This is a genomic window from Corynebacterium confusum, assembly GCF_030408715.1.
GTDB lineage: Bacteria > Actinomycetota > Actinomycetes > Mycobacteriales > Mycobacteriaceae > Corynebacterium > Corynebacterium confusum.
On sequence record NZ_CP047202.1, the window covers coordinates 707,081 to 721,406 of the forward strand.

The window sequence follows — 14,326 nt, forward strand, 5'->3', positions numbered from 1 at the left end:
TTCAAACCTATCCCAACCCGCTGCCCCTATGAAGCGCCCGCCGCGCGTGCTGGGCTGGATCGTGGGCATCATTGCGATCCTCGTCATCGTGGGCCCGATTTTCGTCGGGCTCTACACGGACTGGAAGTGGTTCGGCGCGATTGACTACCGCGGCGTCTTCACCACGGCCGTCGTCGCCCGCGTCGTCCTCTTCCTCGTCGCGGCGATCTTCTCCGGCCTGGTGGTGGCCCTGGCAGCCCACTTCGTCTGGCGCGGCAGGCCCGACAGCCTGGACGCGGACATGGAGGACCTGAATTCCCCGGTCTACCAGTACCGGCAGTCGATCGAAAAGACCATGAACACGGTCCTGAAGTTCCTGCCCATCCTGATCGGTCTGGCCGCGGGCTTCATCCTCCAGGGTTCCTGGCGGATCGTGCTGTTGTTCTTCAACGGCAACGACTTCGGCGTGCAGGATCCCCAGTTCCACCACGACCTGGGCTTCTACGCCTTCACCCTGCCGGTGGTCCGCCTGGTGGTCAGCTCGCTGAGCGTACTCGCCGTGGTGGCCTTCCTGATCGCCCTCATCGGCCACTACGTGCTGGGCGGCATCCGTTTCGGCAACCAGGCCGCGGGCGTGAAGGGCCAGGTCTCCAAGCCGGCCCGCGTCCAGCTGGCCGTGACCGCCGGAATCTGGATGCTGCTGCAGGTCGCCGGCTACTGGCTGGACCGCTACGACCTGTTGACCAACACCAACGAGCTGTTTACCGGTGCCTCCTACACCGATATCAACGCCTACCTGCCGGCGAAGATCATCCTCATGGTCATCGGCGTCTTCGTCGCCATCGCCTTTTTCGCCGCCGTGGTGATCAAGGACCTGCGCATCCCCGGCCTGGCCGTGGTGCTGATGCTGGTGTCCTCCCTGGTCATTGGCAACGGCTGGCCGCTGCTGATGGAGCAGTTCTCCGTCCAGCCGAACCGGCAGATGAAGGAAGCCGAATCCATCGAGCGCAACATCGCGTCCACGCGCTTTGCCTACGGGATTACGGATGATGACGTTGACTACGTCGAAAACTGGGGCGCCGAGGAGATCCCGGACGCCAAGGTCGCCAAGGACGAGGAGACCATCAACAACCTGCGTCTGCTGGATCCGGACATCCTGAGTGAGACCTTCACCCAGATGCAGCAGCTGAAGAACTTCTACGGCTTCCCGGGGACCCTGGCCATGGACCGCTACGAGGTCGACGGGCAGCTGCGCGACTTCGTGGTCGCCGCCCGTGAGCTGGACCCGAACGCCCTGCAGGAAAACCAGCAGGACTGGCTGAACCGCCACACGGTCTACACCCACGGCAACGGCTTCATCGCGGCCGAGGCCAACAAGGTCGATGAGGTCGCCCGCGACGCCGGCTCCTCCCGCGGTGGTTTCCCGGTCTTCACGGTCTCCGAGCTGGACACCCAGGAAGCCGAGGAGGACCGCGAGGGCGAGGTCCGCGACGCCGAGGAAGAGCTGGGTATTAACGTCCAGCAGCCGCGCGTCTACTACGGCCCAGTCATCGCTTCCGCGGACGACGGCCTAGACTACGCCATCGTCGGCCAGACCGGCGATCGCCCGGTCGAGTACGACACTGATTCCAGCACCTTTACCTACGACGGTCAGGGCGGCGTCGACATCGGCAACATCGTCGACCGCACCATCTACGCGGCGAAGTACCGCGAGCTGAACTTCCTGCTGTCTGACCGCGTGGGCTCCGAGTCGAAGATCCTCTACGACCGCGACCCGCGCGAGCGCGTGGAGAAGGTAGCGCCGTGGCTGACCACGGATTCCTCGACCTACCCGGCCGTTATCGACGGCAAGATCAAGTGGATTGTCGACGGCTACACCACGCTGGAGGCCCTGCCGTACTCGCAGCGCACCACCCTGTCGGAGACCACCCAGGACGCGCTGAACCCGGACGGGACCACCCAGCGTCTCATCAACGACCAGGTGGGCTACATCCGTAACTCGGTCAAGGCCGTGGTGGATGCCTACGACGGCACCGTGGACCTCTACGAGTTTGATACCGAGGACCCAGTCCTGAAGGCCTGGGAGGGTGTTTTCCCGGACGTCGTGAAGCCGGAGTCGGAGATCTCCGACGAGCTGCGCGAGCACTTCCGCTATCCGGAGGACATGTTCAAGGTCCAGCGCGACATGCTGGCCCGCTACCACGTCGATGACCCGGGCGTGTTCTTCAACAACGACGCCTTCTGGTCCGTGCCGGAAGACCCGTCCGCGGCCGAGGGCGCCCAGGCCAAGGATCAGCCGCCGTACTACGTGATGGCCCGCGATCCGCAGTCGGAGGAAGCCAGCTTCCAGTTGACCACCACCTACCGTGGTCTGCGCCGCCAGTTCCTCTCGGCGCACATGACGGCGACCTCCGACCCGCAGAACTACGGCAAGATCACCGTGCGCGTGCTGCCGACGGACACGCAGACCCAGGGTCCGAAGCAGGCCCAGGACGCGATGATGTCCTCTGACCAGGTCGCCCGCGACCGCTCCCTGTGGGAGGGCACCAACGAGCTGGAGAACGGCAACCTGCTGGCCCTGCCGGTCGGCGGGGGAGAGATCCTCTACCTGGAGCCGATCTACTCCAAGCGCGCCGATCAGGAATCCGCGTTCCCGAAGCTGCTGCGCGTGCTGATTTCCTACAAGGGCCGCGTGGGCTACGCCCCGACGATTAGTGAGGCCCTGGAACAGGTCGGCATCGACCCAGAGGCCGCCCAGGATATCGAGGAAGTCGACGGCCGCGGCGGCTCGGGCGACAAGCCGGACGCGGATAGCTCCGGCGACGACAAGGGCCAGGAGGCTTCCACCTCCGACCCGGCCAGCGCCCCGGCGGATAGCGCTGCTGGCGATGCCATCTCCGGCATCAACGACGCCCTCAAGGGCATCGAGGACGCCCGCGGCGGCTCCCACGAGGAGTACGGCCGCGCCCTCGACAAGCTGGACGAAGCTGTCAAGCGCTACCAGGACGCCGAGAACCAGTAACTAGGTGCTAGGCGGCCGCGCCCACCCAGTCCCCGCACCCCGGACGATATGCTGGATGCGCTGGGGATTTGGGTGGGCGCATTACTGTCTGTATAGTTACAGGAGTCGCCGACACAGAGGGGGCACAATAAAACCCCACTGTGGCAAGCGCAGATGTTAGAAGTCATCTCGACGCGGGGTGGAGCAGCTCGGTAGCTCGCTGGGCTCATAACCCAGAGGTCGTCGGTTCGAATCCGGCCCCCGCTACCAACTTCTTAGTCCCTCCAGCTTAGGCTGGGGGGACTTCATTGATCTCGAGGGGCACCGCGGGAAAGCAGATTTGTTCTGTTTAAGACAAAATAATCTGCAGTTGTGTAGAGCCCATTGAGCAACCAAGAAATCTCCCAGGCTTGACGCAACCGAAACACGTGGTATGAATACCTTTATCCCACTGACGGACGGATAGAAGCTCCGGATTGGTTAAGGTCATCGATCCCCAATTTCGAAGACATTGCCGGTCGATGAATCCTGGATTTCTGCATCTGTAGAGTAAGGATTGAAAGCTCTATGTGGATACGTATTGAACAGATCGATATTGGACGGTTGGCGGTGAAGCTGACCACCGCGTTGGACAAATGGATTGCTCCCGAAAATAGTTACCAAAATAGGGTTCGGTTAAGCCCCTTGCTAATAATGCAGCATTCCTCTCATTTCGACCTGGTGCTCGGGCTTAATGTTGTTTCACTAAAAAGTACCGCACTTGTAGGATACGAAGCTGGTTACGAGCGCTATAAATGGTCATCGAGATTTTATGAGGGCATCGCTGAGTCCATTGTTTTTGACACGCTGGCTGGTGACTATCCAATAAAGAAGGCAAACTTTTCCGCGCCGGATAGAATTACCTGGGTAGGAGGGGAGGATGCGGAACGGGGAAAACCTCAATCCATAAGTGGATTTCTTGACTACTACCAAGACCTGAATGCCGAAGCCAAGAAACGGATCTGGATTAACTGGGCTCTCCTATTGGGTAAGACCTGGTAGTGTCAGGGCTGAAGTGGTGGGGTATCCTCTGGCGCTCATCATCAACGACGTCCCCGACACCAACCTGATCACCCTGGGGAAGATCACCATCACCAACATGGGCACCGGCGAGTTCAGCCGCACCGGCGACATCGTTCAGCTCCGTTTACTCGGCACCAAGCCCGTCCCGAAGGACAGCAAGATCCATGACCAGGCAATCAGTGGTATGGAGTCGAGTCTCTGGGCCTCCGATGAACAGCTAGATCGCGTCCGATATTGGGAGGCTACAGGCCATAACAGGTCGAACCTGCCTATCGTCACCATCGAGGCCGACCCCAACCGTCCGAAGGTCAACTCCGACGGGGAACTGCAGGGATACATGTGGGGTACCATCGACAACAACTCCACCAACTACTTCTACAGCAGTGTGGCGATTGCTGACGGTTGCAGCTACTTCTACATGGACCCTGACGAAAAGCCGTTGAAGTACGCGCAGCTGCTCTACAACACAGAAGAGAAGGCCGCCAAGGACCACAGTCTCATCTTCTCCGCCGACATGTTCCAGTCCCGTGACGGCAAGAGCCGCCACTAGCAATTAGGTGGAAGGAAGCGCCTCGCGCGTCGTCGGGAAGGTTTGGGGCTTCTTATCACGGGTAGGGGCTCGTGCCGGTTTGATTCCTGATCCCGTGACTGCCATGGACGTTCTCCTGCTCGGTGGTACTGCTTTTCTTGGTCGTGAGGTTGCCCGGCATCTTCTTGCCGGCGGTGATGTTGTTACCTGTCTGGCGCGTGGTTCACGACCGGCGCCTACGTGAATGCCGCGCTGGACCTGTTCGTCCACGGCTCGCACGGGCCCTTGATGGTCGCGGTCCAAAGCTTTCCCGAGGTCTTTGCGGACGAGGAGTTCCAGGCCTCCCACGCCGGCTTCAACGACGTCGTGGACCAGCTGTGCCCGGGCGTATCCGAGCTGGAGTTCTCCCTGTTGAACGCGGCTATCCTGCGCGCGGCCGAACAAGCAGATGGCCCGGGCGTCCAGGCGGAGGCGTTAACGGCCCTGCACGCGATGGCGACCGCGCTGGTGCGCTAAACCCGGGGCGGGCAGGGTAGTCCGCTGGGGGTAGGGAAATCCCAAATCACATTGCAATCGTTTGCGTGGATATTCCGCCTAGTTATAGCGTAAGTAGGTGGCGCGTATAAAAATCGCGCTGCACGTGCACATAGGCGCGTGCTCCCTGAAGGTTAGGCCTTAAAGGCCAAGGTGAGGTACATGTCGGACTCGGCTACTGGCAATCATCCGGTATACGCGCTCGTCGCCGGTGACTACCGCGCGGAGATCGCCGGAGTGGGCGGCGGCATTAAGGCGCTGACCTACCGCGGCTGCGACTTGGTGGAAACCTACCCGGACGGCGCAGACGCGCCCGCCGCGTGCGGGGTGGTGCTAGCGCCCTGGCCGAACCGCACCGAAGACGGCCGGTTTGGCTGGGAGGGCGAGCAGTACCAACTGCCCATTACCGAGCCGGAGCGCAACAACGCCATCCACGGCTTCGTGCACGATCGCCTCTGGGAATGTGAGTGGGGCGCGGGCGGGGCCGCGGATGAGGGTGCGGCGTTGCGGCTGCGCACGGACATCGGTCCGCGACCCGGCTGGCCGTGGCAGATTCGACTGACCGCGACCTACCGGCTGGGCGCAGGCGGCCTTGACGCCGAATACCAGGCGGAGACCGACGGTTGCCCCGCGCCCTTCGCCCTGGGAGTGCACACCTACCTGTCAGCGGGCGGTAACGCTCTTGATGACTGCCGCCTCCAGCTGGCCGTCGAGGACAACCTCCCGCTGGGCAGCCGCAATTTGCCCTGCGGGGAGCTGCGGCCGGCCGAAGAGGTGCTCCCCGGTATTGCTAGCGGTGTTCCGCTGGCCGCCGCCGGCGCGCCAGGGGAGTGCCGGGATGAGTTCGGAAAGGTGTGGCTTGACCACAGCTTCCGCGGCGCGCACCCGGTAGCGCGCTTGACCCGCCCCGACGGCCACGGCGTGCAACTCGACCCCGGACCGGGTAGCCAGCCCAGCATGCGCTGGGCCCAGGTCTATACGGCCCCGGACTTCCCGGATTACCGATCGGAGGGCGGCCCCAGTGGACCGCCGCGCCGGGCCCTAGCGGTAGAACCCATGAGCGCGCCGCCGAACGCGCTGGCCAGTGGGTGCGATATCACCACGCTGCGACCGGGCGCCCCGGCGAGCTTCGCGCTGCGTATCAGCGCTTTTTAACAAATAGAAAGGCAACACTATGGATAGTGTGCAGCAAGCACTACGGCTCGACGCCTCGTGGGTCGACTACCTCTTGGTGGCCGTCTACTTCGCGTTCGTGCTGGGCATCGGCTGGGCCGCCAAGGCCCGCGTGTCCTCCTCCATCGACTTCTTCCTCTCCGGGCGCGGCCTGCCCGCGTGGGTGACCGGCCTGGCGTTCGTCTCCGCGAACCTGGGCGCGGTGGAGATCATCGGCATGTCCGCCAACGGTGTGGAATACGGCTTCCAGACCATGCACTACTTCTGGATAGGCGCGGTCCCGGCGATGGTCTTCCTTGGCATCGTCATGATGCCGTTCTACTACGGCTCCAAGGTCCGCTCCGTGCCGGAGTTCATGCGCAAGCGCTTCGGCAGCGGCGCGCACCTGGTCAACGCCATCTCCTTTGCGCTCGCGCAGCTGCTCATCGCCGGCGTGAATCTCTTCCTGCTGGCCACCATCGTGGAGGCCCTGCTGGGCTGGCCGCAGTGGGTGGCCCTGGTGATCGCCGGCATCATCGTGCTGTCGTATATCTCCCTGGGCGGGCTGTCCGCCGCGATCTACAACGAGGTCCTGCAGTTCTTCGTCATCGTCGCCACCCTGGCGCCGCTGACCATCATCGGCCTGAACCGCGTGGGTGGCTGGCAGGGCCTCAAGGACGCCGCGGCGCAGGAATCCCACTTCCACACCTGGCCGGGCACGGACATCTCCGGCTTCGACTCGCCGTTCTGGTCCGTGGTCGGCATCGTGCTGGGCCTGGGCTTCGTGCTCTCGTTTGGCTACTGGACCACCAACTTCGTCGAGGTCCAGCGCGCCATGGCCTCGGATTCCATCTCCGCCGCCCGCAAGACGCCGATTATCGGCGCCTTCCCGAAGATGTTCATCCCCTTCCTGGTGGTCATTCCCGGCATGGTCGCCTCCGTGCTGATCGCTGACCTGGTGGAGGGTACCGCCGAGCCGAACGACGCCATCCTGCTGCTGATGCGCGACCTGCTGCCCAACGGCCTGCTGGGCGTGGCCATCGCCGGCCTGCTGGCCTCCTTCATGGCGGGTATGGCCGCGAATATCTCCGCGTTCAACACCGTCATCTCCTATGACATCTGGCAGACCTACGTGGTCAAGGACCGCTCGGACGATTACTACCTGCGGTTTGGCCGCTGGGCGACCGTGGGCGCGACCGTCATCGCGATGTTTACCGCGCTGCTGGCGCGCAACTTCGGCAACATCATGGACTACCTGCAAACACTCTTCGGCTTCTTCAACGCGCCGCTGTTTGCCACGTTCATCCTGGGCATGTTCTGGAAGCGGATGACCCCGCACGCCGGCTGGTCCGGACTGACCGCCGGCACGCTGGCCGCCATCGGTTACTGGTACATCGCCAACTTCACCGACGCGACCGCCACGCTGTTCAACCTGCCGGGCCAAGGCACCGCCTTCGTCGCCGCCGGTATCGCCTTTGCCACCGATATCATTGTCTCCGTGGTGGTCACCCTGTTTACCACCCCGAAGCCGGACCACGAGCTGGTCGGCTTCGTCAGCTCCGTCACGCCCAAGGGCCACTTCGAGGACTACACGGAGGCCTCCCTGCCGTGGTACCAGCGCACCGTGCCGCTGGGGATCATCTGCATGGTCCTCGTCATCGTCCTCAACGTCATCTTCGCCTAGAAAGGGAAGGGGAGTAACTCATCATGCCTTCTTCACCCGTGAGCCAGAAACCTGCCTCCACCTCGCCGACCGGCGCCTTCGACCTGCGCAACGTGATCGCGGCCCTGCTCGGAATCTACGGCGTGGTGCTCATCGGCTGCTACTTCTTCCTCGACCCGGGCATCGATCCGGACACCGGGGCACTCAAGGCCGCCACGGACAACCTGTGGACCGGGCTGGCCCTGCTGGTCACCGCCGTGGTCTTTGCCGCCTGGGCTAAGCTTCGGCCTATCGTGGTAAGCGACGCAGCCGCGGCGCAATCCGCCGCGGACGCAGAACCGAACCCGAAGCACTAGATACTGAGCTCGGCGGGGAGATAGCCTCCCGCCGGCGGCAGTATTTATTTAGGAAACGTCAGGAGAACGACGCATGTCGAAAGCACATGTTTCAGTCACGCAAGCCCAGCTGGCGGACGGCCGGGACATCTTCTATTTCGATGACCGCCCGCACGCCGAGGGAGAGCGCGTGTTGACCGACCCGCGCGACTTGCCGCAGGTGCAGCCGACCTCGGAGATGCGCCGGGACCCGTTGACCGGGGACTGGGTCGCCTTCGCCGCCCACCGCATGAGCCGCACGTTCATGCCGCCGGCCAACGAGAACCCGCTGGCGCCGTCGCGCCCGGGCGGCCTGCCCACGGAGGTCCCGTCGCCGACCTACGACGTCGTGGTCTTTGAAAACCGCTTTCCGTCCTTCTCCCTGGCTGCGGAGGCCGGCCCGGATTTCGAATACGACGTGGACTCGATGGGACTGGTCCCGCGTCGGCCGGCCCACGCGCGCTGCGAGGTGGTCTGCTTCACCGAGGACGCGCACACCTCCTTCAAGGACCTGCCGGTGAGCCGCATCCGTACCGTCATCGAGGCCTGGGCCCACCGGACGGAGGCGCTGGCCGCCATCGAGGGGGTCCAGCAGGTCTTCCCCTTTGAAAACCGCGGGGAGGAAATCGGCGTGACCCTCCAGCACCCGCACGGGCAGATCTATTCCTACCCGTTCCTCTCGCCCCGGCTGAAGGCGATGGTCAACCGCTCGCGGGAGTACCGGAAAGAAACCGGCGGGGATCTCTTCGCCGACGTGCTAGAGCGCGAGCGCGCCGCTGGCACCCGAATCATCGCTGAGACCGAGCACTTCACCGCCTTCGTCCCGGCCGCGGCCAAGTGGCCGGTCGAGGCCATGGTCATGCCCAACACCCCGGCCCGGGACTTCCGGGATCTCAACGACGCCCAGCGCGACGACCTGGCCGCGTTGCTCAAGAAGCTGTATACCGCGGTGGATGAGTTCTTCGAGGGAATCGAGCGGACCCCGTACATCGCCGGCTGGAACCTGGCGCCGGTGGACCCGGCCACCTGCGGCACGGTGCGGATGCACCTGCAGCTGTTTTCGCTCATGCGCTCGCCGAACCGCATGAAGTTTTTGGCGGGCTCTGAATCCGCGCAGGGCGTGTGGATCAATGACACCACGCCGGAAGCCATCGCCGCCCGCTTCCAGGAGGTCTGGCCGCGTGACTAATCTCAACTGGTTGCCGCGCCGCAGCGACGCCGCGCTGGCCGATGCCGCCGAGGACCTCTTCGCTAAGGAGTTTTCCGCCCCGCCGGCCGGGGTGTGGGCCGCGCCGGGCCGGGTCAACCTCATTGGCGAGCACATCGACTACGCCGGTGGGGCCTCCATCCCCTTCGCGCTGGAGCACAACACCGCCGTGGCGGTGGCCCCGCGGACCGACGGGCAGCTGCGCCTGGTCTCCGCGCAGCCGGGCCAGGCCGAACCGGCGCGGTTTGAAATCCCGCTGGCGCAGGTAGGCCCCGGCAACCCGGCCAGCTGGGCCGGCTACATCGCTGGCACCGTCTGGGCGGGGCTGGAATCCGGCGCGATCGCCGAGTGCACAGGCCTGGACATCGCGGTCGTCTCCGACGTACCGGTGGGCTCGGGCCTGTCCAGCTCCGCGGCGCTGGAGTGCTCCGTGGCCGTGGCGGCTTACGAGCTGGCCGCGGGCCGCCAGCCCGACGACGCGGCGCGCAAGGAGCTGGCGCAGGCCTGCATCCGGGCCGAAAACGAGGTCGTGGGCGCGTCCACCGGCGGGCTGGATCAGAACGCGAGCCTGCTGTGCACCCGTGGCAAGGCCCTGGCCCTGGACTTTGCCACCGGCGCGGTGGAACGCGTGCCCTTCGACATCCAGGCGCGCGACCTGGTGCTGCTCATCGCGGACACGAACGCCCCGCACACCTTGAGCGACGGGCAGTACGCCTCCCGCCGCGGGCTTATCGACGACGTGCAGCGCGCCCTCGCGCCCGGTGGCAACGGAACGATCCGTGACATCCAGGCCGCCACGGGCGATGCCGTCGCCGCCGCCCGCGCCTGGGCCACCGACAACGCGGCCGGGGATCAAGCCCTCGACCCGGATCTCGTGGCCCGCCGCGTGGCGCACGTGGTCGAGGAAACGCAGCGCACCCTGGAGGCCAACTGCGCCCTACAGGACGGCGACTTCGACACCTTCCGGGTGCTCATGCGCGATTCCCACGTGAGCCTGCGCGACAAATACGAGGTCACCACCCAGGAGCTCGACCAGGCCTTTACTGCGGCCGGCGAGGTGGGCGCGCGTATGACCGGCGGCGGCTTCGGCGGCGCGGTCATCGTGCTCATCCCGCGCGACGAGGTGGACGCGACCGCCCACGCCATCGCTGCGGCGGCTGCCGATGCCGGCTTCCCGGAGCCGTCCTTCCTGCTCGCCGAGCCCGGCGCCGGCGCCCGCCGCCTGCGCTAGGCGCCAGAAAGCGCCGGGCTAGTCCCGCGCCTGGGCGAGCCAGATGCCGATGCCGGCGATGGCGTAGCGGGTGCCGGTATCCAGGGTCGGCTGTAGCGCCGGGTTGAACGCCGGGGAGTGGTTGGCAGGGGCTGCCTCCGTGGCCGGGAAACCGCCCCAGCACCAGTAACAGTAGGGCACGGACAAAGCGTGCGGGATGATGGAGAAATCCTCCGATCCGGTCAGCGGCGCCATGTCGCCGTAGACGGCGTCGGCGCCGAAAAACTCAGTAAAGGAGTCCACCACCCGCGCGGTGGTGGACTCGTCGTTGCGCACGGGCGGGACGGCGTCCAGCAGCTCGAACTCGGGCTCGCGCGGGGACTGCGAGGCCAGGCACTCGGCGCGGACAATGCGCTTGAGGGCCGCGACGATCTGCTCGGTGGCCTCAGGCGACATCGCGCGCGTGTTGATACCCAGCTGGGCCGACTCGGCGATGGAATTCGACGAGGCGCCGGCGTGGACCGAGCCGACGGTCAGGATCCCCATCTGCTGCGGATCGAATTCCCGGGCGATGACTGTCTGCAGCCGCGTGATGATATTGGCGGCGAGTACTACCGCGTCGGTGCTCAGGTGCGGCTGGGAGCCGTGCCCGCCGCGGCCGTAGACGGTGATTTTCCAGTTGGTGGCCTCCGCCATGAGCGCGCCGGGGCGCGTGGTCATCGCGTAGTCGGGAGCGAACGGCCCGACGTGCTGGGCCAGGGCCACGTCTGGCTGCGGGATCTTATCCGCGAGCCCGTCGTCGACCATCTTCTGCGCGCCGCCGCCGGCCTCCTCGCCCGGCTGGAACAAGGCGATGAGCGTGCCCGACCAGGCCTCTGGGTGGGCGGCATAGGCGCGGGTAGCCCCCAGCAGGCAGGCGGTGTGGAAGTCGTGCCCGCAGGCGTGCATGAGCCCGCGCTCCTTGGCGACCGCGTACTCGAGGCCGGAGTCCTCCGCGATGGGCAGGGCGTCCATGTCGGCCCGGAACAGCACCGTCGGGCCGTCGCCGTTGCGCAGGATGCCCACCCGGCCGGTGCCGGCGAGGCTTAAGACCGCGCAGCCGTAGGCGCGTAGCTCTTCCTTGACCCGCGCGGCTGTGTGCTCTTCCTGCATGGACAGCTCCGGGTGCTGGTGGAACCAGGTGTAGAGCTCCTCACGCTCGGCGCGCGTGGCGTCCAGAGCGGCGAAGAGGACCTGCAGGTTCTCCGGTACAGTTCCGCTAGTTGTCATGGCGACCATGATAAAGGTTTATGCAGAGCTGGCGGGCGCTTTTTGAATTGGCAAGCCCAAGCGGCGGTACAGGGCGCGGGCGGTAATCGCGGCGCTGGCCAGCCCTAAAACCAGGGCCACGCTCAGGCGCGGGGCGGTGTCCGCGGTCTCGGGCCAGGCGGGCAAGGCTACCGCCCACAGGACGGTCTCGGCCAAGACGTCCCCGCCCAAGGTAAGGGAGACCACCGTCCAAACGACGGTGACCGCCGCGGCGGTGGCGGCATTGAACCTCACCACCAGAAACAGGGCCGCCCAGGCCAGTACGGTGCCGACCACGACGCTCAAACCCCAGCGGCGCAGCTCATCGCCGGGGCCGCCGCCGACAGCCCACCCGGCCACTGCGGCGAGCCCGGAGACAACCGCGACGAGGCAGGTCAGCCAGCCCAAAAGCCCGGCCACACAATGGCGGTTTTCCACCAGCATCGACGGCCAGGCGCCGTGCAGCGAGGACCAGGCGAGGATCGCCGCGGTGCCAGTACCCAGGGGCAGGACCGCGAAGGTGAAGACCCCGTGGACGTAAGAGGCAGGGTAGGTCGCGGCGGTCAGCGCCAGGACAACGGCGGTGGCTACCACGCATCCCAACAGCACCGGGCCGAGGGCCGCGCGGTGGACGGCCCGGACCGCCGCGGAGAACCCGGCCGCGCTCCCGGACTGCGCGGCTCGGTAGGCAACGGGCGCGGCCGCTTGTCGCAGATCGAACGCGCTCGCGGTGGTGATGGAGTCGGCGGAACCGGACGCGCGGTCCGCGGAGCCTGCTGGCTGTTGGCCGCGGCGCGCGGCGCGCAGGACACGCTTGCGGCGGGGCGGGACCCAGCAGGCGGCGAGCGCGCCGGCTACCGCGAGCAGCAGACAGAGAGCTGCGGCCGGCCAGGGGCTTTCCTGCCACAGCGGGTCACCGGGGGCGAGCGGGACGGAGTTGGTGTGGATACCCAGCACCGGCAGCAGAAGCCGGATGGGCCAGGATGATGGGAAGAGCCACCAGTGTTCGCCCTCGGTGAGGGAGGCGGGAATCCCCGCGAACTGGAAGGCGAAGGCGGCGGCCAGAGCGGCCGTGAGCCCATACCGGCGAACCAGGGCGGCGCTTATTCCCACCACCCCTAGGCTGGCTACCCAGGACCACGCGCCAGCGACGAGGGCGATCCCCGCGTGGTCTAAGCCCATGAGCACCGCCATGGCCCAGGTCAGGCCGAAGTTGAGGGTAGTAAAGGCGGCTAGCGCCACCCAGACCGCCAGGAGACGGGCCGCGCGTAGCCGCCGCGGAGAGATCGCCCGCCACAGCAGGCCGCCGTAGCGCGCAGACAGTTCCCGGGTCTCCGGAACGGCAGCGAAGATGGAGCTTAAAGGCGCGGCCATGCCGGTGACGTACATGGACTGCCAGCCCAGAAGTGCCCGGGTGCTGCCGTCGGCGCTGGCGAGCTGGGAGAAAAGTAGCGACATGGCGGCCAGCGGGAGGCCCAAGAGCGGCAGCCATTGCAACGCCGAGCCACGCGCGCGGAGGAACTCGGCGCGCAGATAGGCCAGGGGGCTATTCATCGGAAGCTCCCTCCTGGGTGAGCCGGAGGAACTCCTGCTCCAGGCTCCCGGCGGGGGAGAGCTCGCCCAGCGGGCCGCTGTAGCGCACGCGCCCGGCGGCGATGACGGTAGCATCGTCAGCCAGTTTGGCGACCTCACCCAGCTGGTGGGAGCTGACCACCACCGTGCCGCCGTTGTCGGCCCAACCGCGCAGGAAGCCGCGCAGATCGGCTATACCCTGCGGATCTAGGCCGTTCTGTGGCTCATCCAGCAGCAGGATCTCGGGCGAGCCCAGCATGGCCTGGGCCAGCGCCAGCCGGGCTTTCATGCCGGTGGAAAAGCTCTTGGCCTTCTTCTTGCCAGCCGAATCCAGCCCCACGAGCGCCAGGACCCGGTCGGCTTCCGCGTCCGGCAGTCCCAGCAACGTGGTGTGGACCAGCAGGTTGCGGCGGGCGCTCAAGTGCCCGTAGTAGGCCGGCCCGTTGACCGAAGCCCCGATGTGGCGGAGGCTTTCGGTGGTGCGGGGAGCGCCCAGCACCTCCACGGTGCCGGCGGCGGGAGCTATGAGCCCCAGGACCGCCGAAAACAGCGTGGACTTGCCGGCCCCGTTGCGGCCCAGCAGCGCGTGGACGCGGCCGCGGTTAACTTGCCAGTCCACCCCGCGCAGCACGGAGTTCTCGCCGAAGGCGACGTGGATGTTCTCGCAGGACAGCGCCGGCGTGGTCAGCGTTGGTTCGGTGGGTTGGTGGTGGTCCCTAGCGTTGTGCATAGGGCTAATCCTGCAAGCTTGCGCGG

The 14,326-nt window shown here is 66.0% G+C and carries 12 protein-coding genes and 1 tRNA gene; 10 read left to right on the forward strand and 3 right to left on the reverse strand.

All coding sequences use genetic code 11. The features are described from left to right. The first annotated feature begins 28 nt into the window (after positions 1-28). The 10 genes from CCONF_RS03380 to galK all read left to right on the forward strand — a co-directional run bounded on the left by CCONF_RS03380 (position 29) and on the right by galK (position 10,732). On the forward strand, positions 29-3,001 hold the full coding sequence (locus CCONF_RS03380) for a UPF0182 family protein (RefSeq protein ID WP_290225213.1): 2,973 nt from the start codon (positions 29-31) through the stop codon (positions 2,999-3,001). Between the two features lie 172 nt (positions 3,002-3,173). Then, positions 3,174-3,250: transfer RNA gene (locus CCONF_RS03385), tRNA-Met, on the forward strand. A gap of 297 nt (positions 3,251-3,547) precedes the next feature. Then, positions 3,548-4,021 (forward strand): hypothetical protein, encoded by a 474-nt coding sequence (locus CCONF_RS03390; protein ID WP_290225215.1) that lies wholly within the window; start codon positions 3,548-3,550, stop codon positions 4,019-4,021. A gap of 13 nt (positions 4,022-4,034) precedes the next feature. After that, entirely contained in the window at positions 4,035-4,592 is a 558-nt protein-coding gene (locus tag CCONF_RS03395) for a hypothetical protein (protein WP_290225218.1), read from the forward strand. A gap of 219 nt (positions 4,593-4,811) precedes the next feature. Next, a complete protein-coding gene (locus CCONF_RS03400; RefSeq protein WP_290225221.1) occupies positions 4,812-5,087 on the forward strand; it encodes a hypothetical protein in 276 nt (91 codons plus the stop codon). A gap of 180 nt (positions 5,088-5,267) precedes the next feature. Beyond that, a complete protein-coding gene (locus tag CCONF_RS03405) occupies positions 5,268-6,260 on the forward strand; it encodes an aldose epimerase family protein (RefSeq protein WP_290225223.1) in 993 nt (330 codons plus the stop codon). Positions 6,261-6,288: 28 nt separating this feature from the next. Further along, positions 6,289-7,941, forward strand: a complete 1,653-nt coding sequence (locus tag CCONF_RS03410) for a sodium:solute symporter family protein (RefSeq protein ID WP_290225224.1) — start codon at positions 6,289-6,291, stop codon at positions 7,939-7,941. A 23-nt stretch (positions 7,942-7,964) separates the two neighbouring features. Then, a complete protein-coding gene (locus CCONF_RS03415) occupies positions 7,965-8,276 on the forward strand; it encodes a hypothetical protein (RefSeq protein ID WP_290225227.1) in 312 nt (103 codons plus the stop codon). A gap of 73 nt (positions 8,277-8,349) precedes the next feature. After that, positions 8,350-9,483, forward strand: a complete 1,134-nt coding sequence (gene galT, locus CCONF_RS03420; RefSeq protein WP_290225228.1) for a galactose-1-phosphate uridylyltransferase — start codon at positions 8,350-8,352, stop codon at positions 9,481-9,483. Continuing rightward, positions 9,476-10,732: a galactokinase gene (galK, locus tag CCONF_RS03425; protein ID WP_435384087.1), complete on the forward strand. Its 1,257-nt coding sequence runs from the start codon at positions 9,476-9,478 to the stop codon at positions 10,730-10,732. The genes galT and galK overlap by 8 nt, the downstream gene beginning before the upstream one ends. An 18-nt stretch (positions 10,733-10,750) precedes the next feature. Here galK and CCONF_RS03430 read toward each other — a convergent pair whose 3' ends face one another. Genes CCONF_RS03430 through CCONF_RS03440 form a run of 3 tightly spaced genes read right to left on the reverse strand, consistent with a single transcriptional unit; the run spans position 10,751 to position 14,300 of the window. Further along, the gene (locus CCONF_RS03430; protein WP_290225230.1) at positions 10,751-11,980 is read right to left on the reverse strand and encodes an amidohydrolase; all 1,230 of its coding nucleotides are present in this window, start codon (positions 11,978-11,980) and stop codon (positions 10,751-10,753) included. 18 nt (positions 11,981-11,998) lie between these two features. After that, on the reverse strand, positions 11,999-13,552 hold the full coding sequence (locus CCONF_RS03435; protein WP_290225232.1) for an ABC-2 family transporter permease: 1,554 nt from the start codon (positions 13,550-13,552) through the stop codon (positions 11,999-12,001). Further along, positions 13,545-14,300 carry an ATP-binding cassette domain-containing protein gene (locus tag CCONF_RS03440; protein WP_290225234.1) on the reverse strand — a complete coding sequence of 252 codons (756 nt, stop codon included), beginning with the start codon at positions 14,298-14,300 and terminating at the stop codon, positions 13,545-13,547. The genes CCONF_RS03435 and CCONF_RS03440 overlap by 8 nt, the downstream gene beginning before the upstream one ends. Positions 14,301-14,326: the final 26 nt, after the last annotated feature.

What these genes read in the sequence shown, in the direction of transcription:
- CCONF_RS03415 (WP_290225227.1), top strand. Translation starts at nt 7,965, where the DNA reads ATGCCTTCTTCACCCGTGAGCCAGAAACCTGCCTCCACCTCGCCGACC.
- CCONF_RS03430 (WP_290225230.1), bottom strand. Translation starts at nt 11,980, where the DNA reads ATGACAACTAGCGGAACTGTACCGGAGAACCTGCAGGTCCTCTTCGCC.
- CCONF_RS03390 (WP_290225215.1), top strand. Translation starts at nt 3,548, where the DNA reads ATGTGGATACGTATTGAACAGATCGATATTGGACGGTTGGCGGTGAAG.
- CCONF_RS03405 (WP_290225223.1), top strand. Translation starts at nt 5,268, where the DNA reads ATGTCGGACTCGGCTACTGGCAATCATCCGGTATACGCGCTCGTCGCC.
- galT (WP_290225228.1), top strand. Translation starts at nt 8,350, where the DNA reads ATGTCGAAAGCACATGTTTCAGTCACGCAAGCCCAGCTGGCGGACGGC.
- CCONF_RS03440 (WP_290225234.1), bottom strand. Translation starts at nt 14,300, where the DNA reads ATGCACAACGCTAGGGACCACCACCAACCCACCGAACCAACGCTGACC.
- CCONF_RS03435 (WP_290225232.1), bottom strand. Translation starts at nt 13,552, where the DNA reads ATGAATAGCCCCCTGGCCTATCTGCGCGCCGAGTTCCTCCGCGCGCGT.
- CCONF_RS03380 (WP_290225213.1), top strand. Translation starts at nt 29, where the DNA reads ATGAAGCGCCCGCCGCGCGTGCTGGGCTGGATCGTGGGCATCATTGCG.